We start from the raw sequence: 19,278 nt of genomic DNA, 5'->3' as shown, positions 1-19,278 counted from the left end.
CGGTCCCGGGTCCGGAACGGGTGCGTTCGAGCGGCCGTCGGTGTGCGTCGAGCGGGTCCCAGCCCAGTGGCCTGGCATTACATGGTACCTCAACCGCGACGAGATGATAAACCCCGTGCCCGTTCGGGGTCGAGTGGTTGGTCCCGCGCGGACCTGACGACCCGGTGCCGGGATTTACCTTCCCTCGCGGAGAGCGTGAGGCATGCGACTGTACACCACGCAGGGGTCGATGGAACGCGAGGACCTGGGACTCGTCCTCCCCCACGAGCACGTCTTCGTCGACCTCGGGCCCATGGAAGCGGCCAACTGGCGTGACGCCGACCCGGCCGACGTCGTGGACGTGATGGGCCCGGAGGTCGAACGCGCACGCGACGCCGGCGTCACCGCCCTCGTCGAAGCGACGCCGGAGGGGGTCGGTCGGCGCGTCGATATCGACCTGGCCGTCTCGGAGGCCACCGAATTTCCAATCGTCGTCCCGACGGGCATCTACCAGGAGCCGTCGATTCCGCAGTGGGCCCGCGAGGCGAGCCAGGACGAACTCGCCGCGTGGATGGTCGAAGAGCTGACCGACGGCGTCGACGACACCGGCGTGCGAGCCGCCTGGATCAAGGTCAGCACGGACGACGACGACCCGACGGGGCTCTCCGACGACGAGGCGAAGATCCTGCGGGCCGCCGCCCGCGCAGGGGCCGAAACCGGTGCCGTCGTCGGGAGCCACACGCTCCACGGCGACGTCGTCCACCAGCAACTCGACGTCCTCGAAGAAGCCGGCCACGACGCGGAGCGGTTCATCTGGATCCACGCGCAGGCCGACGACGAGCGGTACCACCGCGAGGTCGCCGAACGCGGTGCGTTCGTGGAGTACGACTGGATCGGCGGCGACGACCAGGACGACGCCGAGTACGTCGCCCGGATCGAGACGATGATCGACGCGGGGTACACCGACAACCTCCTGTTGAGCCAGGACCGGGGCTGGTACGACCCCTCCGAACCGGGCGGTGGCGAGCAGAAACCCTACACCTACCTCGTCGACGAGTTCCTCCCGAAACTTCGCGACGCCGAGATCGACGAGGAGACGATACGGCGGATAACTCACGACAACCCCTTCGACGCGTACGCGCGGTGAGCGGACGTGACCACGAAGCTTACGGCGCCCGACGCCGGGGAGCCGGTATGCGACGACGCGACGTCATCGCCGCCCTCCCCGCGGTCCTCGCCGGCTGTCCGTCCCTGCGACCCGACGGTGGAGACACCGCCACGGACCGAGCAGGAGACGCGGAGGAGAGCGAGCCCGGCGCCGAATCGGACGAGCCGACGCCTGCCTCGCCACAGGTGGTGTGGGCGTTCGTCCAGGACTCCCCCACTGCACCGGTGACGGTCAGGCACGAGTCGGGGGACTCGCTCACCACCGAGAACACCGCACGCCTGGAACTGGTCGTGACGACGTGGCCGGACCACCCCATCCCGACCGACGCGACCCTCACGCCGACGCGGACGCCGACCACCCATCGTCGGACGTGGCGCGAACTCGCGACGGGGGATCCCTATCCGATCGAGGCTGGCGACTCTGTCACGCTGGAAGCGGTCACGCCGGGAGACGACGTCGAAGTTCGGTGGTACCGGTCCGACGACCACGACGGCGAAGTGCTCGGATCGACGACGCTGCCGAAAGAATCGTAGAGTCGACTCAGCCGATCAACTGCGCCGAGACGGCGACGAGGAAGAGCGCGCCGGCCAGCGTCGCGGTCTCGGCGGCGGCGATGGAACTGGGGTGGCCGCGCCCCTTCGCGGCCGAATAGGTGCCGTACAGCAGGTATCCGCCCAGCATGAGGCCGCCGACGGCGAGGACCGGCAGGCTGAGCAGTCCGGCCGGCGCGTCGGGGTTCGTGACGAACGCGAAGACGCCGCCGACGGCCCCGAGCATCAGCGCGACGAAGCCGACGATCCAGGTCGTCGGCCGTTCGAGGAGCGGCGGGCGGCGCTTGCCTTCCAGCGCCGGGACCTGGCCGTGCTCGTCGGGTGCCGGTGCGTAGTGGTACCATCGGCGACTCCGGACGAGGGCAATCAGGACGAGCACGGCGAGGGCGGCCATCACCAGCATGCTCGTGACGTACGTGGCGCTCATGGTCGCCCTCCCGTCGCGGTGTGGGTCGCTGGACGGTGCCGGCTGCTATCCTTCGCCGTCGGTTCGTCGGTGTCGTCGTGGGTGTGTGCTGGTCCAGTCATGGTCACGTGATGGAGAAGCTCGCGGCGGCGGTCAGCGCCACGGCAGCGACGACGCCGCCGACGACGAGGTACGACACCGCCCGCGGTTCCCAGCGCAGGTGCTGGTAGTAGGCGGCGACGATGACGGCCTTGATCACCGACAGGACGATGATGGCCCAGAACGCCAGCCAGTACGACTGCTCGAGGAAGCCGGCGTACTCGACGACCGCCTGGATGGTCGCGAAGGCGAACAGCACGACGTATATCGCGGCGTACAGTTTGGTGTGTGACATTGTTGGTTCACCTCAGAGGATGTAGAACAGCGGGAACAGGAACAGCCAGACGATGTCCACCAGGTGCCAGTACAGTCCGAAATACTCGATGGGCTTCTCGTCGCCCATGTAGGCGCCGTTCCACGCCCGCAGGAACATGTAGGCGACCATGATGAGGCCGATGGCGACGTGGGCGCCGTGGAGTCCGGTGGTCAGGTAGAACGTCGACGACGCGAGGTTGGTCGTCAGGTCCCAGCCGTGGGGGAACGCCTCCGAACCGTGGAGGTTGAACAGGTGGTCCCACTCCATGGCCTTGTTGATCAGGAAGCCCACGCCCAGCGCGAACGTCGCGCCGAGCGAGAGGAGGACGCCCTTTCGAGATTCCTTCTCCGCGGCGACCATCGCGAGCACGACGGCGAAACTGCTGGTGAGCAGCAGGTAGGTGTTGATCAGCCCCGGCATCGTGACGTGGGCCTCCGGGATGAGGTGGTGCCACTCCTCCCAGCCGTAGGCGACCCGGACGAAGACGTACGAGCCGATGAACGCCCCGAACAGGACGATGTCGCTTGCCAGGAACGTCCACATGCCGAGTTTCATCTTCTCGACGCCGCCGTAGGGCCACCGCTCGGCCAGCAGGGGTTCGGGCGCGTGGAACGGCTCCTGGGCCATGCCGACGAAGCTGCCGAACACCCCGACGGCGCCGACGACGGTGAGCGACGTGTAGAACGTCCCACCCGTCCGGATACCCGAGAGCCCCAGGAAGAGCACGAAGCCGGCGATGCCGACGATGAACGGCCAGAGGCTGGCGTGGTCGGCGTGGCCGTCGTGGCCGTGTTCGCCGGGCGTGCCGGTACCGAGGGCGGTCTCCGGGCCGGCACGGGCGAGCGCGCCACCGCCGGACTGGACGCCGGAGGAGGCCGCCGTCGCGCTGCCCGGCTTGCCGCCGTCTGTCGAGGTGTCGCCATCGGTCGAGGTCCCGCCGTCCGTCGCCGTGGCGCCGTGGCCGGCGAGGCCACCACCCGACGAACCGCTACTCCGCGCGGCCACCTCCTCGTCGTCGAGGAACTCCAGCCTGCCCGAAGCGTAGCTCGGCGTGTCGTGGAAGTTCTCCAGGGGCGGCGGCGAGGAGACGGCCCACTCCGCGGAGGTGGCGTAGGCCCAGGGGTTGTCGCCGACCTCCTCCCCGTGCCAGTAGCTGACGAAGAGGTTGTAGAACATGATGAGGAACGAGGCGCCGAGGATGGCGGCCCCGATGGTCGACATGTTGTGCCAGACCTCGTAGGGGATGACGTAGACGCCGAGTTCGAGCGCGCTCAGGTCGATGGTCGTCGAGAGACCGCCGTAGTCGAAGACGCGCCGTGGCGTCTCCCAGGCGAGGAACATCGGGAAGTACAGCAGGTTGAACCCCAGCATGAACACGCCGAAGTGGACCTTCCCGAGGAACTCGTCGTACATCTTCCCCGTGATCTTCGGGTACCAGTAGTAGAGGCCGCCAAAGAGCGCCGTCGCGCCGCCGACCATCACGTAGTGGAAGTGCGCGACGACCCAGTAGGTGCCCCGGAACTGGTAGTCGAGCACGACGGCGCCGAGGAAGACGCCGGTGATGCCGCCGAGGATGAAGACGATGAGCGCCCCCAGCGAGAAGAGGAACGGCGTGGTAAACCGGATCCGCCCCTTGATCATCGTGTAGATCAGCGAGAAGACCATCAGGTCGAACGGGAGCGAGATGCCGATGGTCGTCGCCATGAAGAGCGTCTTTATCTGCAGGTTGATCCCGGTGAGGAACATGTGGTGCATCCAGACGATGAAGCTCTGCAGGGCGACGAGCACCATCGCGATGATGAACCACTTGCGCCCGACGATGCGGCGGCCGGTGAACGTCTGGAAGCACTCGGCCATGATGCCCAGCGCCGGGAAGAAGACGATGTACACCTCCGGGTGGCCGAAGAACCAGAACAGGTGGGCCCACAGCAGCGAGGCGCCGGGGTTGTTCGCCCCCTGCGTGATCCCCGCGCCGTCGATCTGGTAGGAGAAGTAGTGGGTGCCGAGGATGTGGTCCGAGGTGAGGATCATCAGCGCCGCCAGCAGGGCGGCGAAGGCGAACAGCATCATCCACACCGTGAGGTTGATCGAGATGGAGAACAGCGGCAGGTCCCGCATCCGGAGCCCCTCCGCGCGCATGCGGTACATCGTCGTCAGGAAGTTCACCGACCCGAGGGTGACCGCCGTCACGAACATGATGAGCGCCAGGACGACCGTCGTCGCCCCGAGCGCCTCGCCGGGGAGGTACGTCGGCGTGTTCAGCGGCGCGTACATCGTCCAGCCGCCGGAGAACGTCTGGCCCTGGAAGAACGAGACACCGAACAGCAGCCCGGAAAAGAGGTAGAACCAGTACGACAGCGCGTTCAGCCGCGGGAACGCCAGGTCGTCGGCCCCGATCTGGAGCGGGACGACGTAGTTGGCGAACCCGAAGGCGAACGGTGAGATGAACCAGAACACCATCAGCAGGCCGTGGGCCGAGACGGCCTGGTTGTAGCCGGTCTCGCCGAGGAAGTCCGCCGCGGGCGAGAGCAACTCGATCCGGAACAGCAGGGCGAGCAACCCGCCGAATATCAGGAAGAACAGCGCCGTTATCAGGTAGAGGACCCCGATGTCCTTGTGGTTGGTCGTCAGGAACCAGCGCTTGATCGACGATTTCGGTGGAAGTTCGCTCATGGGGTGATCACCTGCTGGGCCGCGGCGGGACCGGAACCGGCCGTCACGCGGGCGCTCTCGATACTGGCGCTCTCGTTGCCGCCGGCCTCCGTAGCGTTACCGCCGGTCTCGTTGCCGGCCGTCTCGTTGGTCCGGTCGTACCACTGGTCGTAGCCGTTCTGGGTGACGACGCGGATGTCCGCGGTCATGTAGGAGTGGCCCGAGCCACACAGTTCGTAGCAGTTGGCCTGGTAGGTGCCCGTCTGCTTGGCGACGAACCAGGCGTCGGTCTCCTGGCCCGGCACCGCGTCGGCCTTGAACCGGAGCTCCGGCGAGCCGATGTTGTGGAACACGTCGGCGGAGGTCACGTTGAGCTCGATCAGGCGGTTCTGTGGCACCCGTAACTCACCCGTCGTCGTGTGCCCGTTCGGGTAGACGAACTGCCAGGAGAACTGGTGGCCGATGACGTCGATGGTGATCGGGTTCAGTTCGCCCGACTGGTTCGCCTGGGCCTGTGCCGCCGCGTCGGACTCGCTCGCCGACGCGATGCCGGCGTTGTCCAGCGCCTGCTGCTGGGCCTGCTGACTGGACGGGCCCGTCTCGATGTACAGCAGCGAGACGTACGTCCAGAGGATCAGCCCGACGACGATGATAGCGCTGATCGTCAGCGAGAGGAACAGCTTCTTCCCACCACCCCCGCCCGTAGGTATTTCGCCCATCTGGGGCCGTTCGACGTCCGCGTCGACGCCGTCGCCGGCGCCGTCCCGGTACTTGTACGCGTTGTACAGCGTGTACCCGACCACCACCACGCCGACGGCCGTCCCGAGCACCAGAAAGACCGTGAAGATCTCGTTGAAGACGTCAGCCGGGGCCCTGACGTCCCCGGCGTGGGCGACGGGGAACCACGCGAGTATGAAAGACGATACCGTGTGAACACCCAGCATTCCACTCACTCTTGCTGCCCCCATCTATTAGATATTGTGGTCATCGAAGGGGTACTTTCCCCAATCTCGCGACAGGCGGCCTCTGGCATCCGAAATCGGGACGGCGTGTGTCGAACCCCCACGCACGTGGGCGAGTGCGATCCGTGACGCCGACGCACTCGATCGGCGTCGCTTCCGGCGTTCGGTTCCTCGCGCTCCGGTCGAGTCGGATCAATACCTAACGAGTAAGCCTGATCTTCTATCCTTCGTCCACTCCGTCAGTTACCTGCCGGATTCCGTCCCCGGCAGACTCCCCACCCATCCCCACACGTCCGGCCACGTAGATCTGTCCGTCGCCGTGGCTGGACCACTTTCGTTATTGTACACGTCCACCAGCCGCTCAGCCCTTGGCACGCTATCGCTCGCCGGTCGTCTCCCGTTCGAACTGCGCGAGGAACTCCCGGACGAACCCGGTTCGCTCGTCAGCGAGGTCGCGTCCGGCGTCGGTGTACATCCGATTCGGGAGGTCGAGGATCTTCCTGTGGAGATGGTTGAACTGCGTCTTCCCGGCCGATGTCGGATCGTCCTCGGGCGGGAGCGACGGGTCGTGTATCGGCGACCCCAGCTCTCCGCCGTAGGCGAAACAGCGGGCGATGCCGACCGCGCCCATCGCGTCGAGGTTGTCCGCGTCGCTGACGATCTCCGCCTCGATGGTCTCGGGTTCGATCGCGTTGGAATAGCGGTGGGCGTGGATGCAGTGTCTCACGGTCTCGATCGCTTCCTCCGCAGCGCCGTGCTCGCGGAGGATTCGCTCGCTCTCGTCGGCGCCCCACACGGCGTGGTCCTCGATCTCGCCGGCGTCCTCCTTCGCCCGGCCGATGTCGTGCAGCAGGACCGCGAGCCGAACGCATTCGGTGTCAGCGTCGGACAATTCGGCGAGGAGTCGCTGTGCGTTCGTCTCGACCCGCTGGACGTGAAACCAGTCGTGGGCGGGGCTCGTCTCCGGCGGGAAGTAGGATCGAGCGACCGGTCGAATCGCCTCGACCAGGCTCTCGGCTTCCTCAGCCATGGCACCCTGTCAGCGGAGCGGAACAAAAGAGCGGTGGTGTGGGAGCCGGGCCGAGTCGGTCCCTGTCAGTCGTCGGCTTCGACCTGCTCGGCCCGCGGGACCGTCACGTCGGCGAGGCCGGCCTCGATCTCCTCGCGCCGGGCCTCGAACTTGCCGGGGAGGACGAGGCGACCGCCCAGATCGTCGAGCGGTTCGTCGCTGTCGTAGCCCGGCCCGTTCGTCGCGAGTTCGAACAGCACGCCGCCGTGCTCGCGGAAGTACACCGACCGGAACCAGTGACGGTCGATCTGCTGGGTGGGGCTGAGACCGTCCGACCGGACCGCCTTGCGCATCGACTCCTGGTCCTCGTCGGTGGGCGTCTGGAAGGCGACGTGGTGGACCGTGCCGTGGCCCTGCCGGCCGCCCTCGATGGTCGGGAGCACGTCGACGTAGCGCCCGACCGGCCCCTCCGCGGCGAAGCGAGTCCGCTCGTCGCCCGGCGTATCGCCCTGGGCCTGCTCGGTGCCGACCTCCTCCAGGCCCATCGTTTTGAGCAACTCCGTCGTCGGGCCGGGGTCGGCCAGCCAGAGCGTCACCGAGTGGAACCCGCGGATGGCGTACTCGTCAGGGACGAACTCCGTCCACGGGACCGTGGGGTCGTCCGCGGGAATCTCGACTGCGACCAGTTCGACCGGGAGGCCGTCGGGGTCGCGGAACGGGAGGACGGTCTCGCCGAACCGCTCGACCCGGTCGTCGTAGTCGACGCCGTACTCGTCGAATCGCTCCTCCCAGTAGTCGAGGCTCCCCTCGGGGACGCGGAACGCGGTCCGGGAGACCTGGCCTGAACCGACCTTGCCGCCCGACTGGTTCTCCCAGGGGAAGAACGTCATGCTCGTTCCGGGGTTGCCCTCCGCGTCGGCGAAGAAGAAGTGGTACGTCCCGGGGTCGTCCTGATTGATCGAGCGCTTGACCAGCCGGAGGCCCAGCGCCTCGACCCAGAAGTCGAGGTTCCGCTGCGGGTCGCCCGCGATACAGGTGACGTGGTGGATGCCCGGTGTGGGCGTGGATGCTGCCATTACTCTCCCTTGCGACTGCAGGAACTTGAGTTCGCGCTGACGTGAGTGTTACCACCGTCGCCACCTGGACTGCCCCACCGCTCCGGTCAGAGACTTCCGATCACTCACTCGTACCGGGCGACCACACGAACCGGCGACCCGTCGCCCGCCCGGAGCGCGAGCGGAAAGGCCAGCACCTCGAACCGGTCGGGGAGCCCGGACAGATCGGTCAGGTTCTCGAATATCAGTTGATTCGCCCCGAGGAGTGCGTGGTGGGCCTGGAAACCGGCCGGTTCGTCTTCCGCCGCTTCGTCACTCCCGCCGTCGGTCGGCGTCGGGTCGACGTTGAGCGCGTCGACGGCGACGTCGTACCCCTGGTCGACGCAGAACGCGGCCGCGTCGGGCGCCAGGAACGGGTGGTCGAGATAGGTCGGTTCGCCCCAGTGCTCGTCCCAGCCAGTGCGGACGACGAGCAGGTCCGCGTCGGTGGCGGGGAGGGCGTCCCGCTCGATGGCTTCCCGCGGGTCCATGCCGGTGCAGTCTGCGAGGACGGCGTCGAACGCGAACCGGTCGACGTCGACGGCGTCGATGGCGCGCCCGTCGGCCTCGGTGTGGCTCGGTGCGTCGACGTGCGTGCCGGTGTGGCTCCCCAGTTCGACTGCCGACACGCGATAGCCGTCCGCGTCGACGGTAGCGTGCGGTTCGACCGAAACGTCGGGGTCGCCGGGGAACACCGGCATGTCCGACTCGATCGCGTGCGAGAGGTCGCGCGTGTGCATGCCCCGTCCAACGACCGGCCCACGCAAGAGTCTGGCCGAACCGGTGGCCATCGCTCGAGCAACGACGACCGCGTCCGCGAGGGGACGCTGCACTGAACTCGGTCTCTCTCGCCGGGCGGAATCCGCCGGCGGAGTGGACCTGCCGAGCCGCGCTCAGGGCCAGAGGCCACGACACTCGTGGGCTTCGGCGATTCGGGAGAGGGCAACGATGTACGCCGCCTCACGCCACGTCACGTCGCGCTCCTCGAACTCGCTCCGGACGGCGTTCCAGGCGTCGATCATCTCGTCTTCGAGTTCCTCGTTGACCCGGTCGCGCGACCACGAGCGACGGTTGATGTCCTGGAGCCACTCGAAGTAACTCACCGTGACGCCGCCCGCGTTGGCGAGGATGTCGGGCACGACCGGAATCTCCCGCTCGGTCAGGATGGTGTCGGCGACGAACGTCGTCGGCCCGTTGGCTCCCTCGGCGACCATGTCGGCCTGGACGTCGTCGGCGTTGTCTTCGGTGATGACGTTCCCGATCGCGGCCGGGACGAGGAGGTCGACGTCGAGTTCCAGGATCTCCCCGCCGGCGATGGTCTCGTCGGCGTACTTCGTGACCGCCTCCGGTTCCTCCTCGTGGGACGGGATGGCGTGGGTGTCGAGGCCGTCGGGGTCGTAGGCGGCGCCGTTGACGTCGCTGACGGCGACGACAGTGGCGCCCCACTCGTCGAGCAGGCGGGCGGCGTTGGCGCCGACGCTGCCGAAGCCCTGGACGGCGACCGTCGTGTCCTGGATGGCGTAGTCGTAGTAGTCCAGCAACTCCCGGCTGATGATGGCGACGCTTCGGCCGGGCGCCTCTTCGCGTCCCTTGCTCCCGCCGATGACGGGCGGTTTCCCGGTCACGACGCCGGGGATGGTCTCGGCCTCCTGGACGCTGTAGGCGTCCATGATCCACGCCATCGTCTGGGCGTCGGTCCCCATGTCCGGCGCCGGGATGTCGGTCATCGGGCCGATGACGTTGCGGAGTTCGTTCGTAAATCGGCGGGTCAGACGCTCCATTTCGTCGTCACTCAGCTCCTTCGGGTTGACGACGATTCCCCCCTTCGCGCCACCGAAGGGGATGTCGACGACGGCGCACTTCCAGGTCATCCACATCGCCAGGCCGATGGACTCCTCGCGACTGACGTGCGGGTGATAGCGGAGCCCGCCCTTGTAGGGGCCGCGGACGCTGTCGTGCTGGGCGCGGAACCCCTGTAACATCTCGACGGTGCCGTCGTCGCGTTTCAGCGGGACGGTCACCTCGTGGACCGCGGTGGGGTAGTTGAGCCGCTCGACGATGTTCGGGTCCGCGTCGACGTGGGCCGCCGCTTGCTGGAGCTGGTGGCGGGCGGTGTCGAGAGCGGTCTCCGGGGGCGATTCTACGGTGGTGTCGACACCGTCTCCTGTCGCTGTGGACTCTCCTGACATTGTGGAAAAAGGAGACGTTATTCGAGCGACTTCGCCCGGTTCTGGAAGTCGCCGCCGCACTTCGAGCACGTCCCCGGGTGGGTCTGAGATTCGACGATATTTCCGCACTGCAGGCATTCGTACTTCGACGAGTAGTTCGAGGTGTCGCCTTCGATGTCTTGCCCGTGGGGCATAGTTCACTCTCGCGCCCCAGGGGTAAATATTAATCGTAATAGTAATAATAGGCCATATTAGGATGACAGCGGCATCTCGGCCAGCGACGTGTCCCAACACAGGCAGCGACCGCTGGCTCGTTCGCGCTGACTGGCCGTCAGGAACGCGCAGCCGAACATAAACCGGTCCGAGCACTCCCGGGGTCTGGGAAACAGTGGGGTTTCATTTACCCGTGGATGACATAGCCCTACCTAGAGATGAGCGCCAGTGAAGAGTACGTCTTCGTGTGCCCGGACTGCGAGGAGTCCATGGAGGTAAACCCCTCCATGCGGGACGCGCTCGTCGCGAACGGCTGTGTGGTGTGTGGTGCACCGGTCTCCATCGACGCGTTCACCCGTGTGGAATCGTCGGCCGACCCGTGACGGGTGCCGTCTCCCCGGCCGCTCCGTGACGGGACCGCCGCTCCGACCGGTCCGTGACGAGGTCGTCCTCGTTCCGGGCCGGCCCCCCCAGACGACGTCGAGCCGGTCGCGTCGACCGTTTTCTCCCGCGATCCGGCGGACCCAGGACGAGATAGGCAACAATAAAGTACCGACGAACAAAGCCGACGTACCGACAATGGGTCTGGAGCAAGAGACGGAGATGACGCGGGAGGAGACGGACGCCCTCCTGAGCCGCCACGAGACCGGTGTGCTGTCGCTCGCCAGCGACGACGACCCCTACGCGATCCCGATCTCCTACGGCTACGACGCCGACGAGCGGCAATTCTACATGCGACTCGTCTCGACTCCGGACAGCAAGAAGCGCGAGTTCCTCTCCGGGTCGCCGACCGTCCGTCTCGTCGTCTACGAGGAGGCGGGACGGACGTACCGGAGCGTGGTCGTCAGCGGCGTTCTCCACCCGATCGCTCGCGACGAGATAACGCCCGAACACGTCGAACAGTACGGCGACGCGAAGCGACCGCTGTTCGAGATATGGGGCGACGCCAGGAAGGACCTCGACATCCAGCTCTACGTCCTCCGGCCCGAGACGATCAGCGGTCGCCGGATCGAACTCGAACTCGACCAGTGACGCGCGACCGGTGACGCCCAGGGGGGCGTGCCCGCCGGCCCACCCGCTCGCCGACTCAGTCTCTCGCCGACTCAATCACTCGTCGACTCAGCCACAGACCCGCAGACTGAAGTGACGACGCCGGATACCAACGGACGAATGCCAGCCGGGATTCGCGTGACCGTCGCGTTCGAGACGCCGTCCGCGTGCCCCATCGCCGACCTGTCGGCGGCCGGTGGAACCGTCATCAAGGACGTGTCCACGACCGCCGGGCCGGCCGCTACCGAGGGGGCGTTCACCGAGTTTCTCGTCGACGGTGACGCGGTCCCGGACGACTACGACCACGACCCCGTCTTCGCCTACGCCGACCGCCACCTCTACCGGATTCCCCACGACGCGGACTGTCCCTGCGCCTGCCTCGGTGAGTACGGGGTGCCCGCCTCCCGCTACTTCGCCAGTGACGGGGAACTCGAACTCGTCTTTCACGCCCGCGACTTCGGCCGGCTCCAGACCATCGTCGGCGAGTTCCGCGACCGCTTTCCGGCCGTCGACATCCAGCGCCTCGTCCGGGCGCCGACCGGCGGCACCGCTCGCGACACCGTGTTCGTCGACCGGGCGAAACTCACCGACCGACAGCTGGAGGTGCTCAGGACCGCCTACGAGATGGGCTACTTCGAGCGGCCGCGGGCCGCCAACGCCACCGACGTCGCCGCGGAGTTCGACCTCACCCCCTCGACTGTCACCGAACACCTGCTCGCCGCCCAGTCCAAGCTCCTGCAGGACGTCCTCGAAGCGGGATCCTGAGGACACCGGTTCCCTTCCGCCGCCACGGCAAGATTGCCGACCCCATATAAACCACCCACGATAGCTGGGCTATCGAACCCTGTGTCCCGGCCGCTTTCCTCGATACATGAGCCAGTCGCAGCTAGTTGGAATCGAGGCGAGCCGGGACCAGACCGAGACCACCGCACTGACCGAGGACGCCGAGATCGGGTCGCTCCTCGAACCGCTGGAGGACGGAGACTGCCGAACGATCCTGGCAGCGACCAGCGACGGCGCGCGGACCGTCACCGAAATCGTCGACGACCACGACATTGCGCAATCGACTGCCTACCGGAAGGTCGAGATGCTCCTCGATGCCGGCCTCCTCGAGGAGAAGCTCCGCATCCGTGGGTCCGGGAGCCACGTGAGCACGTACACCTGCCGCGTCGTCGACGTCTCCCTCTCGGTTGACGGGGAGACGGGCGTCGAACTCTCCCTCACCCGTACCGCGAACGACGATCCCTTTTCCACCGACGTTCCCCGGTACTGAGAGCCGCTCGGTTCGAGAACGCAGACGGCGTCGCCTGAACAACCCGCCACTGAGAGCGCCGTTGCGGTCCCCCGACTGACTTGCTGTACGTACGTCGGTCCAGACACAGCCACTGGCCGACAAATCCTCACCACTGGCCGGCAAATCCTCACCACTGGCCGGCAAATCCTCAAACCCCTGTTCATTCCGGCGCCCAGTGACGAAACGGACGTGATCGATTGGTGAACGGAACACAACGTCTCGATCCGGACCAGATTAGCCCCGGTATTGCCTCAAACGTCCCAGTTAGCGAACGGACGACTCGCTCACAGTTCCCGTCCGAACCGCTTGCGAATCCGCCTGGCCGGCCGCTCGCGGGAACCTTTTTACGCGCTGCCATGTTACCTCCCCCCATGGCAGACAATCCCCCACACGTCGACGACACGTCCCACGTCGACGACATCACGGACGACGACGAGGAGTTCGACACGCTGATCGGTATCATCGGCGACGGCGTCGTCGGGGCCGCGGGCGGCCTCGCCGGCACCGCCTCGCTGACCGTCGGCCTGCTGATCGCCGAATCGATCGGTGCCTTCGACCGGGAGTCGTTCGCCCTGCTGACGCGGATGATCGGCCTGGAGGGGTACGTTCCCGCCGTACTGTTCGGCTTCTTCCTCTTCCTGCTCGGCGGGATGATCCCGTGGCCGCTCCTGTTCGCCTCGCTCAAGGAGTACCTCCCCGGCGAATCTGACCCCGTCAAGGGCGCGTTCTTCGGCGGCGCCATCTGGACCGGCTTCGTACTCGCCTTCTACACCGGCCAGTCCGGGCTGATGCTCGTCGCCTACGTGATCCTGACGTTCCTCGCCCACGTCTTCTACGGGCTCAGCCTCGGCGCCGTCTTCAACTACTTCATGACGCGGCCGGACTCGATCGTCTGAGTTCCGGACCGCTCCCGTCCGCGCCCTCGCATCGCCAGCGGGAACGAATACGGCCGTTCGGCCCAGTGGCGCCCGAGCGTCCGATACCCTTGTAGACCCGGGCGTCAATTTCCTCGACATGCACCTCTCGGAGGCCACGTGGACCGACGCCGCGGCGGTCGACACCGACCTCGCCATCGTGCCGGTCGGCAGCACCGAACAGCACGGCCCCCACGCGCCGCTGGGAACCGACGCCCTCACCGCAGAGGCCGTCGCCGACGCCGGTGCTGCGTCGTTCGAAGACGAGGTCGTCGTCGCCCCGACCATCCCGGTGGGCGTCGCCGAGGAACACCGCCGCTTCGCCGGGACGCTGTGGGTCTCCCCGGACACCTTCCGCGCGAACGTGCGCGAGACGGTCGGGAGCCTCGCCCACCACGGCTGGGACCGCGTTGTCGTCGTCAACGGCCACGGCGGCAACGTCGGGCCACTCCGGGAAGTCTGCGCCACCATCTCACGCCACGACGACGCTTACGCCGTTCCCTTCACCTGGTTCGACGCGGTCGACGCGCCAGACATGGGCCACGGTGGCCCCGAGGAGACCAGCCTGGTCCAGCACCTCGACGCCGACCTCGTGCGCGAAGACCGCCTCGACGAAGCGGCGGAGGGCGGAGCCGACGGCTGGGGCGAGTGGGTGTCTGGCGTCAACCTGGCCTACGACAGCGACGAGTTCAGCGAGAACGGGACCGTCGGCGACCCCCGCGAGGCGAGTACCGAACGGGGCGAAGCGCTACTGGACGACGCGAGCGAGGCACTTGCGGCCGTGCTCGCGGCCGTGCGAGACCGGGAGCTGTCCTGACGACCTGCGTTCGAGCGACGCGTCCGACCTACCTGCCGCCTCAGGCCTCGGCTTCCGCTTCGGCGTCGGCGTCGGCATCGGCGTCGACGTCCGCGTCGTCGTCTTCCGCCGCCTCGCTCTCGGCCTCGAACTCCTCGAGCTGGCTCCGGAGCTGCGGGACGGTGCTGGCGAGGTCGCCGACCTGCTCTTTGGCGTCCTCGACGTCCTCGACGAGTTCGCCGACGGTCTCGATCTCCTCGGCGAGGTCGTCGGCGTCCTCGAAGGCGTCGGCGCGCTCGCCCATGGTGTACCACTTCTTGGCGTCGCGAAGCTCCTCCTCGGCGTCGCCGACGTCGAACGCCGAGCGCAGGGCGTTGAGCACGCCGAGGGTGTTGTCGGCCTCGACGTCCCAGATGTCGTCGGCCGCCGGGAGCGACTCGCGGGCCGATTCCAGCGAGGACTCCACGTCCTCGCGGATCTCGCTGGCCGCTTCGCCGAACAGTTCGTCGTCGTCCAGTGTGGACTGACTCATGACTAGCCGTTGGCACGGTGAGGGATTAAAAGCCCGCCTGAAAGTGAAAGTGTAATCGCCGGACGTGAGAGTTCTCGCTGCGAGTTTTCCGAAAGCGAGGCCGTGGGCCCCGTGGGGGAGTGGCCACGCTGTTCGGTGACGACCTACTCCCGGACGTCCTCGACGGCCATCATCGGGTAGTCGCCGTCCATCCGCATCGCCGTCTCGACGGTGACGCCCTCGTACTCGACGACGACGTCGACGTCGGCGAACTCGCCGGTGAACTCCACGTAATCGGCGTCCCCCGTGGCGATAGCCTCCTGCAGGGCGTCTTCACGGATGCGTACCTGCACGTCCACGCAGTGGGGCTGGTTCTCGATGGCCTCCTCCATCGCGCGAGCGAGCGAGTCCGCGCTCTCGGGGCTCACCGGCGTTCCCGCGAACTGGTGGTACAGCGAGCCGAACTTGATCCCCGCCTCGAAACAGGCGACCTGGTCGTCCGTCGGGTCCATGCCAGAAAGGGTCGACCGGTGGGGACGAAAGCGTGTCGGGCCAGCCGCGACGACGGTGAAATCATCGTCGCGAGAACCGCTGGCCCCCCGAGGGCAATAACTATTGGACCGGCATCGGTTTTGGCGAACGTGTCGATCCGACCACTCTTCGAACGGCCGTGGGTGTTCTGGAGTGGCGTCACGCTCGCTCCCGTCGTGGCCTCGTTCGTCGCGACGGTGGTCGTTCGCCGACGCGTTCGCAGGCGAAGCACCGTCGTCGTTGGGGACCCGATAGCGCACGTCGCCGTCGTGTTCGCCCTGTACGTGGCTATGGCCGCGACTGGTGGCGTGATCCTATCGAGCGTCCGGGGCATCCCGGGCGGACTGGGGTTCCTGGGCAGCTTCGCCTTCCTGCTCGGCGTCTACGCCGTCCCGCTCGGTGCCGGCATCGCCCTGTATCGACGGTACCTCGCTGTGTGGTTCGACGGAACCGGGAGACCAGATGCCAACCGGGCGGTGCTCACCGAGGCGAGTGCCGTGTTCCTGTTCGCCCACGCGTCGATGTTTCTGTTAGCCGCCGTGGCGTACGTCGTCGCCTAGCGCCGCCCGTCGCGAGAGAGCGAACCGCCGGGGCGCCGTTCGACCCCCGTTCCACATGATCGAAACCGCAAGCTACGTATCGTGGGTTCCCCAGTGTCTACCTGAATGGACGACCCAGTCTTGCTCACGGGTGCTGGCGGCGGCGTGGGGGAGGCCATCCTGGAGGGGATCGGCGACGCCTACGAGTGGAAGCTCATGTTCCACAGCCCGCCCGTCGAAGAGCCCGACCACGAGTACCTGGTCGGCGACGTGACGGACGAGGGAGACGTCGCGACGGCGGTCGCCGGGGTCGGCGCAGTCATCCACCTCGCGGGGGACCCGCGGAAGACGGCCCCGTGGAACTCCGTGCTGTCGAACAACATCGACGGGACCCAGAAGATGTACGAGGCAGCCGTCGAGGAAGGCGTCGAGAAGTTCGTCTACGCCTCCTCGAATCACGCCGTCGGCGCCTTCGAGACCGACCAGCGCACGCCTGAGATGTACCGCACGGACGACGACTTCCTGCTGGACGGGACGGAGTTCCCCCGGCCCGGGAACCTCTACGGCGTCTCCAAGGCTACCGGCGAGATTCTCGGCCGGTACTACCACGACGAGCACGGGATCGAGGTGTGTAACGTCCGCATCGGCAACCTCACCCGCGGTCACCCGCCCATCGACTACGAGCGCGGCCAGGCGATGTGGCTCTCCTACCGCGACTGCGCCCACATCCACGAGTGCGCGCTGGAGGCCGACTACGACTTCGAAATCGTCTACGGCATCTCCGACAACGACCGCAAGTACTACTCACTCGAGCGCGCGAAGGAGGTGCTGGGCTACGAGCCCCGTGACAACTCTGCCCACTTCGAGGGCGAGGAACGCGTCGTCGAACCCGACGTCTGAGCCGACTCGCTCTGCCTATTTGCGCTCTTGCTCTTCGACCACTGCGAGCGGCGCGTTGCTCTTCACGCTCTCGAGCCCGTTGATAGCGCCGGCTTTGCGGTCGTACCCCTCGCCGCTGTCGGCGATGACGTTGCCGTTCCGGTGGCGGAGCCGCCAGCGCCACTCGTCGGCGGCGTCCCGGAACAGTTCGAACGTCGCCTTGCTCGCAGGGTCGTCGGCCGGCGCGTCCGCGTCCGTCGCCGGCCCGACCAGGTCGGCGGCGGACTCGACCGGTTCGGTCACGTCGGGAGCGGACGCCGCGCTGTCGGCGGTCGATTCCGTGGCGTCGGAGGCGGCTTCGGCCGCGTCGGCAGCGGAGTCCCCCTCGTCGAGCGGTTCCCTGATGGCCCCGTCGTCGGTCTGCCACTCCAGTTCGGCCTCTAGATCCACGGTGCCCTGGAACTGTTCGAGTTCGGCGATGAACGTCAGGTCGTCGGGGATGTCGACGGCCACGGGGCCCGCGCCGGCAACGATCGAGACCGACCCGGCGGCCACGCCGTCGGCCAACTGTCTGAGCGCCGTCGCCGCTTCGTCGCGTGAGACCGCCCGTTTGGCTTCGTACTCCTGGGACATAGACACCGTGTTTACTCTCCCGGTGAATAAAGTGCTGTCCTCGGTGTATTTCAGTGGACGATCGGTCGGCTTCCGGTGAGCGCGGCAGGCCCGCGGAGCTAGTCGAACAGCCCCTCGACGTCGGCCTCCCTGCTGCGTTCGCGCTGGACGTGCTCGGCGAGTCGCTGGAAGACGATCCCCCGTTTCGCCGGGTCGCGGACGAACGAGAACACCAGGCCGGTGTACGTCCCGCTGGTCCCGGCGTCGATCTCCTCACGGGCGTACTCGATGGCCCGCTCCATGGCCGTCTCGTCGTAGCCGTCCGCCTCCGCGAGGACGACCGCGGCGACGGCAGTCGACTCGAAGTCCAGGTCGTCGTAGCCCAGTACGTCGCCCTCGTGCGTCAGCGGCGGCGGGCCGACGCGTTCGAGGTGCTCCGGGTCGGCGGCCATCCGCGCGAGGAATCCCCGGACCGAATCGAGGTCGATACCCCGATACTCCGCGGGCAGGTCGGCGAGGTACTCGCCGGCGCTCTCGGCGAGGCCGACGGCGCCCGCCCAGTTGCGCTCGCGGGCGTGGTGGACGACGGCGGTGAACTGGATGAGGCCGTGGAGCAGGCGCTCGTCGTCGGTGCCCGACGCCAGGTCGAGCCAGTAGTCCTCCCACGCGTCGTGGGCTGCGTGGTACCGGCTCCCGTCGTAGACGGCCACGCCGGCACGCAGGTGGGCGCGCATACCACCCAGTTCGGCGGGCGCCGGGAAAACTGCTGCGAGGGGGCCGTCGCCGCGGCGGCCGGGTCACCCGTGGCGCGAGAACGACACGCCGACGAGGTGCTCGACGAACAGCGCCGCGGCGAGCGCCGCCAGCCCCACGAGTCCCGGGTCGATGGCGGCGAGGTCGACCGGAACGTGGCTCCCGAACGCCGCGTCGGCGTCGGCCAGCAACTCGACGACGAACGCCTCGTGCAAGGTGAACAGCAGCCAGAGCGTCGCGCCGCCGGCCTGGACCAGGCTGGCCCCCAGCGCGTCGAAATCGACCAGCGTCGCGACCAGCGACTCTCCCCTGAGGACGTTGTCCGCGACAGTGTGCTGGACGAGGAGCAGCGTGGCGAAGACGGCCCCGGCGGCTGCGATACCGGCGAGACCGTCGACCCGGCGGGCGATCGAAAGCCACAGCGCCCACGCCCCGACTTCGAACAGCACGACCGCTATCGCTCGCCACCCCGGCAGCGACGCCTCCGAACCGTTGACGGCGAGGTCGGTCCCGAAGAACGCGACGACCAGCCCACCGGCCAGTACGGCGAACCCGAACCCCGTCGCAAGCGAGAGCGTCGGGGAGGACCGCACGAGCACGAACCAGACACCCAGGACGAGCGTCTCGACCACGACGACGAGCGCCACGAGGATCACCCGCACCCAGACCGCACCGGTACCGTACGACGCCGGCCGGTCCGCGCGTTCTGGCGTCGCCATGGGGAACGCTCAGAAGAATACCTAGTAGTTATACACTGCGTACCAGGCCCCAAGGTCCGGTTT

The 19,278-nt window shown here is 67.4% G+C and carries 24 protein-coding genes; 10 read left to right on the top strand and 14 right to left on the bottom strand.

Annotated elements, in window-relative coordinates:
• The first annotated feature begins 202 nt into the window (after positions 1–202).
• Together AC5FRV_RS09215 and AC5FRV_RS09210 are read left to right on the top strand one after the other, a co-directional pair.
• The gene (locus AC5FRV_RS09215) at positions 203–1,126 is read left to right on the top strand and encodes a phosphotriesterase family protein (RefSeq protein ID WP_493560783.1); all 924 of its coding nucleotides are present in this window, start codon (positions 203–205) and stop codon (positions 1,124–1,126) included.
• Positions 1,127–1,173: 47 nt separating this feature from the next.
• Complete coding sequence (locus AC5FRV_RS09210) at positions 1,174–1,680, top strand: hypothetical protein (RefSeq protein WP_493560782.1); 507 nt, start codon at positions 1,174–1,176, stop codon at positions 1,678–1,680.
• 7 nt (positions 1,681–1,687) lie between these two features.
• Here AC5FRV_RS09210 and AC5FRV_RS09205 read toward each other — a convergent pair whose 3' ends face one another.
• From AC5FRV_RS09205 to AC5FRV_RS09165, 9 genes are all read right to left on the bottom strand, one after another.
• Positions 1,688–2,125, bottom strand: coding sequence for a hypothetical protein (locus AC5FRV_RS09205; RefSeq protein WP_493560781.1), 438 nt, complete (start codon positions 2,123–2,125; stop codon positions 1,688–1,690).
• Between the two features lie 103 nt (positions 2,126–2,228).
• Positions 2,229–2,498, bottom strand: coding sequence for a cytochrome C oxidase subunit IV family protein (locus tag AC5FRV_RS09200; RefSeq protein WP_089815855.1), 270 nt, complete (start codon positions 2,496–2,498; stop codon positions 2,229–2,231).
• A 12-nt stretch (positions 2,499–2,510) separates the two neighbouring features.
• Positions 2,511–5,192: a cbb3-type cytochrome c oxidase subunit I gene (locus AC5FRV_RS09195; RefSeq protein ID WP_493560780.1), complete on the bottom strand. Its 2,682-nt coding sequence runs from the start codon at positions 5,190–5,192 to the stop codon at positions 2,511–2,513.
• The gene (locus AC5FRV_RS09190; RefSeq protein WP_493560779.1) at positions 5,189–6,115 is read right to left on the bottom strand and encodes a cupredoxin domain-containing protein; all 927 of its coding nucleotides are present in this window, start codon (positions 6,113–6,115) and stop codon (positions 5,189–5,191) included. The genes AC5FRV_RS09195 and AC5FRV_RS09190 overlap by 4 nt, the downstream gene beginning before the upstream one ends.
• 394 nt (positions 6,116–6,509) lie before the next feature.
• A complete protein-coding gene (locus AC5FRV_RS09185) occupies positions 6,510–7,142 on the bottom strand; it encodes an HD domain-containing protein (protein WP_493560879.1) in 633 nt (210 codons plus the stop codon).
• An 86-nt stretch (positions 7,143–7,228) separates the two neighbouring features.
• Complete coding sequence (locus AC5FRV_RS09180; protein WP_493560778.1) at positions 7,229–8,218, bottom strand: VOC family protein; 990 nt, start codon at positions 8,216–8,218, stop codon at positions 7,229–7,231.
• A gap of 104 nt (positions 8,219–8,322) precedes the next feature.
• Positions 8,323–8,976 carry a cyclase family protein gene (locus AC5FRV_RS09175; RefSeq protein ID WP_493560777.1) on the bottom strand — a complete coding sequence of 218 codons (654 nt, stop codon included), beginning with the start codon at positions 8,974–8,976 and terminating at the stop codon, positions 8,323–8,325.
• Between the two features lie 153 nt (positions 8,977–9,129).
• On the bottom strand, positions 9,130–10,425 hold the full coding sequence (gene gdhB, locus AC5FRV_RS09170; protein ID WP_493560776.1) for a glutamate dehydrogenase GdhB: 1,296 nt from the start codon (positions 10,423–10,425) through the stop codon (positions 9,130–9,132).
• Between the two features lie 17 nt (positions 10,426–10,442).
• Positions 10,443–10,598 (bottom strand): rubrerythrin-like domain-containing protein, encoded by a 156-nt coding sequence (locus tag AC5FRV_RS09165; protein WP_493560775.1) that lies wholly within the window; start codon positions 10,596–10,598, stop codon positions 10,443–10,445.
• 237 nt (positions 10,599–10,835) lie between these two features.
• Here AC5FRV_RS09165 and AC5FRV_RS09160 point away from each other — a divergent pair, with 237 nt between their 5' ends.
• The 6 genes from AC5FRV_RS09160 (at position 10,836) to AC5FRV_RS09135 (ending at position 14,692) form a co-directional block, all read left to right on the top strand.
• Positions 10,836–11,000, top strand: a complete 165-nt coding sequence (locus AC5FRV_RS09160) for a DUF7560 family zinc ribbon protein (protein ID WP_493560774.1) — start codon at positions 10,836–10,838, stop codon at positions 10,998–11,000.
• Positions 11,001–11,196: 196 nt separating this feature from the next.
• On the top strand, positions 11,197–11,649 hold the full coding sequence (locus AC5FRV_RS09155; RefSeq protein WP_493560773.1) for a pyridoxamine 5'-phosphate oxidase family protein: 453 nt from the start codon (positions 11,197–11,199) through the stop codon (positions 11,647–11,649).
• A 138-nt stretch (positions 11,650–11,787) separates the two neighbouring features.
• Positions 11,788–12,432: a helix-turn-helix domain-containing protein gene (locus AC5FRV_RS09150; RefSeq protein WP_493560772.1), complete on the top strand. Its 645-nt coding sequence runs from the start codon at positions 11,788–11,790 to the stop codon at positions 12,430–12,432.
• 106 nt (positions 12,433–12,538) lie between these two features.
• Positions 12,539–12,940 carry an ArsR/SmtB family transcription factor gene (locus AC5FRV_RS09145; protein ID WP_493560771.1) on the top strand — a complete coding sequence of 134 codons (402 nt, stop codon included), beginning with the start codon at positions 12,539–12,541 and terminating at the stop codon, positions 12,938–12,940.
• Positions 12,941–13,332: 392 nt separating this feature from the next.
• Positions 13,333–13,857, top strand: coding sequence for a DUF6789 family protein (locus tag AC5FRV_RS09140; protein ID WP_493560770.1), 525 nt, complete (start codon positions 13,333–13,335; stop codon positions 13,855–13,857).
• 118 nt (positions 13,858–13,975) lie between these two features.
• Positions 13,976–14,692: a creatininase family protein gene (locus AC5FRV_RS09135; RefSeq protein ID WP_493560769.1), complete on the top strand. Its 717-nt coding sequence runs from the start codon at positions 13,976–13,978 to the stop codon at positions 14,690–14,692.
• A 40-nt stretch (positions 14,693–14,732) separates the two neighbouring features.
• Here AC5FRV_RS09135 and AC5FRV_RS09130 read toward each other — a convergent pair whose 3' ends face one another.
• Both AC5FRV_RS09130 and AC5FRV_RS09125 read right to left on the bottom strand, forming a co-directional pair.
• Positions 14,733–15,203 carry a DUF5790 family protein gene (locus AC5FRV_RS09130; protein WP_493560768.1) on the bottom strand — a complete coding sequence of 157 codons (471 nt, stop codon included), beginning with the start codon at positions 15,201–15,203 and terminating at the stop codon, positions 14,733–14,735.
• 143 nt (positions 15,204–15,346) lie between these two features.
• A complete protein-coding gene (locus AC5FRV_RS09125; RefSeq protein ID WP_493560767.1) occupies positions 15,347–15,694 on the bottom strand; it encodes a dihydroneopterin aldolase family protein in 348 nt (115 codons plus the stop codon).
• Between the two features lie 129 nt (positions 15,695–15,823).
• On the opposite strand from AC5FRV_RS09125, the gene AC5FRV_RS09120 reads away from it, so the two are divergent.
• Together AC5FRV_RS09120 and azf are read left to right on the top strand one after the other, a co-directional pair.
• On the top strand, positions 15,824–16,273 hold the full coding sequence (locus tag AC5FRV_RS09120) for a hypothetical protein (RefSeq protein ID WP_493560766.1): 450 nt from the start codon (positions 15,824–15,826) through the stop codon (positions 16,271–16,273).
• A 105-nt stretch (positions 16,274–16,378) separates the two neighbouring features.
• Complete coding sequence (gene azf, locus AC5FRV_RS09115) at positions 16,379–17,152, top strand: NAD-dependent glucose-6-phosphate dehydrogenase Azf (protein ID WP_493560765.1); 774 nt, start codon at positions 16,379–16,381, stop codon at positions 17,150–17,152.
• Between the two features lie 15 nt (positions 17,153–17,167).
• Here azf and AC5FRV_RS09110 read toward each other — a convergent pair whose 3' ends face one another.
• The 3 genes from AC5FRV_RS09110 to AC5FRV_RS09100 form a co-directional block, all read right to left on the bottom strand.
• Entirely contained in the window at positions 17,168–17,764 is a 597-nt protein-coding gene (locus AC5FRV_RS09110; protein WP_493560764.1) for an HVO_2922 family protein, read from the bottom strand.
• A 98-nt stretch (positions 17,765–17,862) separates the two neighbouring features.
• Positions 17,863–18,477: a DUF309 domain-containing protein gene (locus AC5FRV_RS09105; protein WP_493560763.1), complete on the bottom strand. Its 615-nt coding sequence runs from the start codon at positions 18,475–18,477 to the stop codon at positions 17,863–17,865.
• Positions 18,478–18,540: 63 nt separating this feature from the next.
• Positions 18,541–19,215 (bottom strand): hypothetical protein, encoded by a 675-nt coding sequence (locus AC5FRV_RS09100; RefSeq protein WP_493560762.1) that lies wholly within the window; start codon positions 19,213–19,215, stop codon positions 18,541–18,543.
• Positions 19,216–19,278: the final 63 nt, after the last annotated feature.

This window comes from Halomicrobium sp. HArcel3 (assembly GCF_058933135.1).
This window is presented reverse-complemented; position numbering and strand designations above follow the sequence as displayed.

What these genes read in the sequence shown, in the direction of transcription:
- AC5FRV_RS09215 (WP_493560783.1), top strand. Translation starts at nt 203, where the DNA reads ATGCGACTGTACACCACGCAGGGGTCGATGGAACGCGAGGACCTGGGA.
- AC5FRV_RS09210 (WP_493560782.1), top strand. Translation starts at nt 1,174, where the DNA reads ATGCGACGACGCGACGTCATCGCCGCCCTCCCCGCGGTCCTCGCCGGC.
- AC5FRV_RS09205 (WP_493560781.1), bottom strand. Translation starts at nt 2,125, where the DNA reads ATGAGCGCCACGTACGTCACGAGCATGCTGGTGATGGCCGCCCTCGCC.
- AC5FRV_RS09200 (WP_089815855.1), bottom strand. Translation starts at nt 2,498, where the DNA reads ATGTCACACACCAAACTGTACGCCGCGATATACGTCGTGCTGTTCGCC.
- AC5FRV_RS09195 (WP_493560780.1), bottom strand. Translation starts at nt 5,192, where the DNA reads ATGAGCGAACTTCCACCGAAATCGTCGATCAAGCGCTGGTTCCTGACG.
- AC5FRV_RS09190 (WP_493560779.1), bottom strand. Translation starts at nt 6,115, where the DNA reads ATGCTGGGTGTTCACACGGTATCGTCTTTCATACTCGCGTGGTTCCCC.
- AC5FRV_RS09180 (WP_493560778.1), bottom strand. Translation starts at nt 8,218, where the DNA reads ATGGCAGCATCCACGCCCACACCGGGCATCCACCACGTCACCTGTATC.
- AC5FRV_RS09175 (WP_493560777.1), bottom strand. Translation starts at nt 8,976, where the DNA reads ATGCACACGCGCGACCTCTCGCACGCGATCGAGTCGGACATGCCGGTG.
- gdhB (WP_493560776.1), bottom strand. Translation starts at nt 10,425, where the DNA reads ATGTCAGGAGAGTCCACAGCGACAGGAGACGGTGTCGACACCACCGTA.
- AC5FRV_RS09165 (WP_493560775.1), bottom strand. Translation starts at nt 10,598, where the DNA reads ATGCCCCACGGGCAAGACATCGAAGGCGACACCTCGAACTACTCGTCG.
- AC5FRV_RS09160 (WP_493560774.1), top strand. Translation starts at nt 10,836, where the DNA reads ATGAGCGCCAGTGAAGAGTACGTCTTCGTGTGCCCGGACTGCGAGGAG.
- AC5FRV_RS09155 (WP_493560773.1), top strand. Translation starts at nt 11,197, where the DNA reads ATGGGTCTGGAGCAAGAGACGGAGATGACGCGGGAGGAGACGGACGCC.
- AC5FRV_RS09150 (WP_493560772.1), top strand. Translation starts at nt 11,788, where the DNA reads ATGCCAGCCGGGATTCGCGTGACCGTCGCGTTCGAGACGCCGTCCGCG.
- AC5FRV_RS09145 (WP_493560771.1), top strand. Translation starts at nt 12,539, where the DNA reads ATGAGCCAGTCGCAGCTAGTTGGAATCGAGGCGAGCCGGGACCAGACC.
- AC5FRV_RS09140 (WP_493560770.1), top strand. Translation starts at nt 13,333, where the DNA reads ATGGCAGACAATCCCCCACACGTCGACGACACGTCCCACGTCGACGAC.
- AC5FRV_RS09135 (WP_493560769.1), top strand. Translation starts at nt 13,976, where the DNA reads ATGCACCTCTCGGAGGCCACGTGGACCGACGCCGCGGCGGTCGACACC.
- AC5FRV_RS09130 (WP_493560768.1), bottom strand. Translation starts at nt 15,203, where the DNA reads ATGAGTCAGTCCACACTGGACGACGACGAACTGTTCGGCGAAGCGGCC.
- AC5FRV_RS09125 (WP_493560767.1), bottom strand. Translation starts at nt 15,694, where the DNA reads ATGGACCCGACGGACGACCAGGTCGCCTGTTTCGAGGCGGGGATCAAG.
- azf (WP_493560765.1), top strand. Translation starts at nt 16,379, where the DNA reads ATGGACGACCCAGTCTTGCTCACGGGTGCTGGCGGCGGCGTGGGGGAG.
- AC5FRV_RS09110 (WP_493560764.1), bottom strand. Translation starts at nt 17,764, where the DNA reads ATGTCCCAGGAGTACGAAGCCAAACGGGCGGTCTCACGCGACGAAGCG.
- AC5FRV_RS09105 (WP_493560763.1), bottom strand. Translation starts at nt 18,477, where the DNA reads ATGCGCGCCCACCTGCGTGCCGGCGTGGCCGTCTACGACGGGAGCCGG.
- AC5FRV_RS09100 (WP_493560762.1), bottom strand. Translation starts at nt 19,215, where the DNA reads ATGGCGACGCCAGAACGCGCGGACCGGCCGGCGTCGTACGGTACCGGT.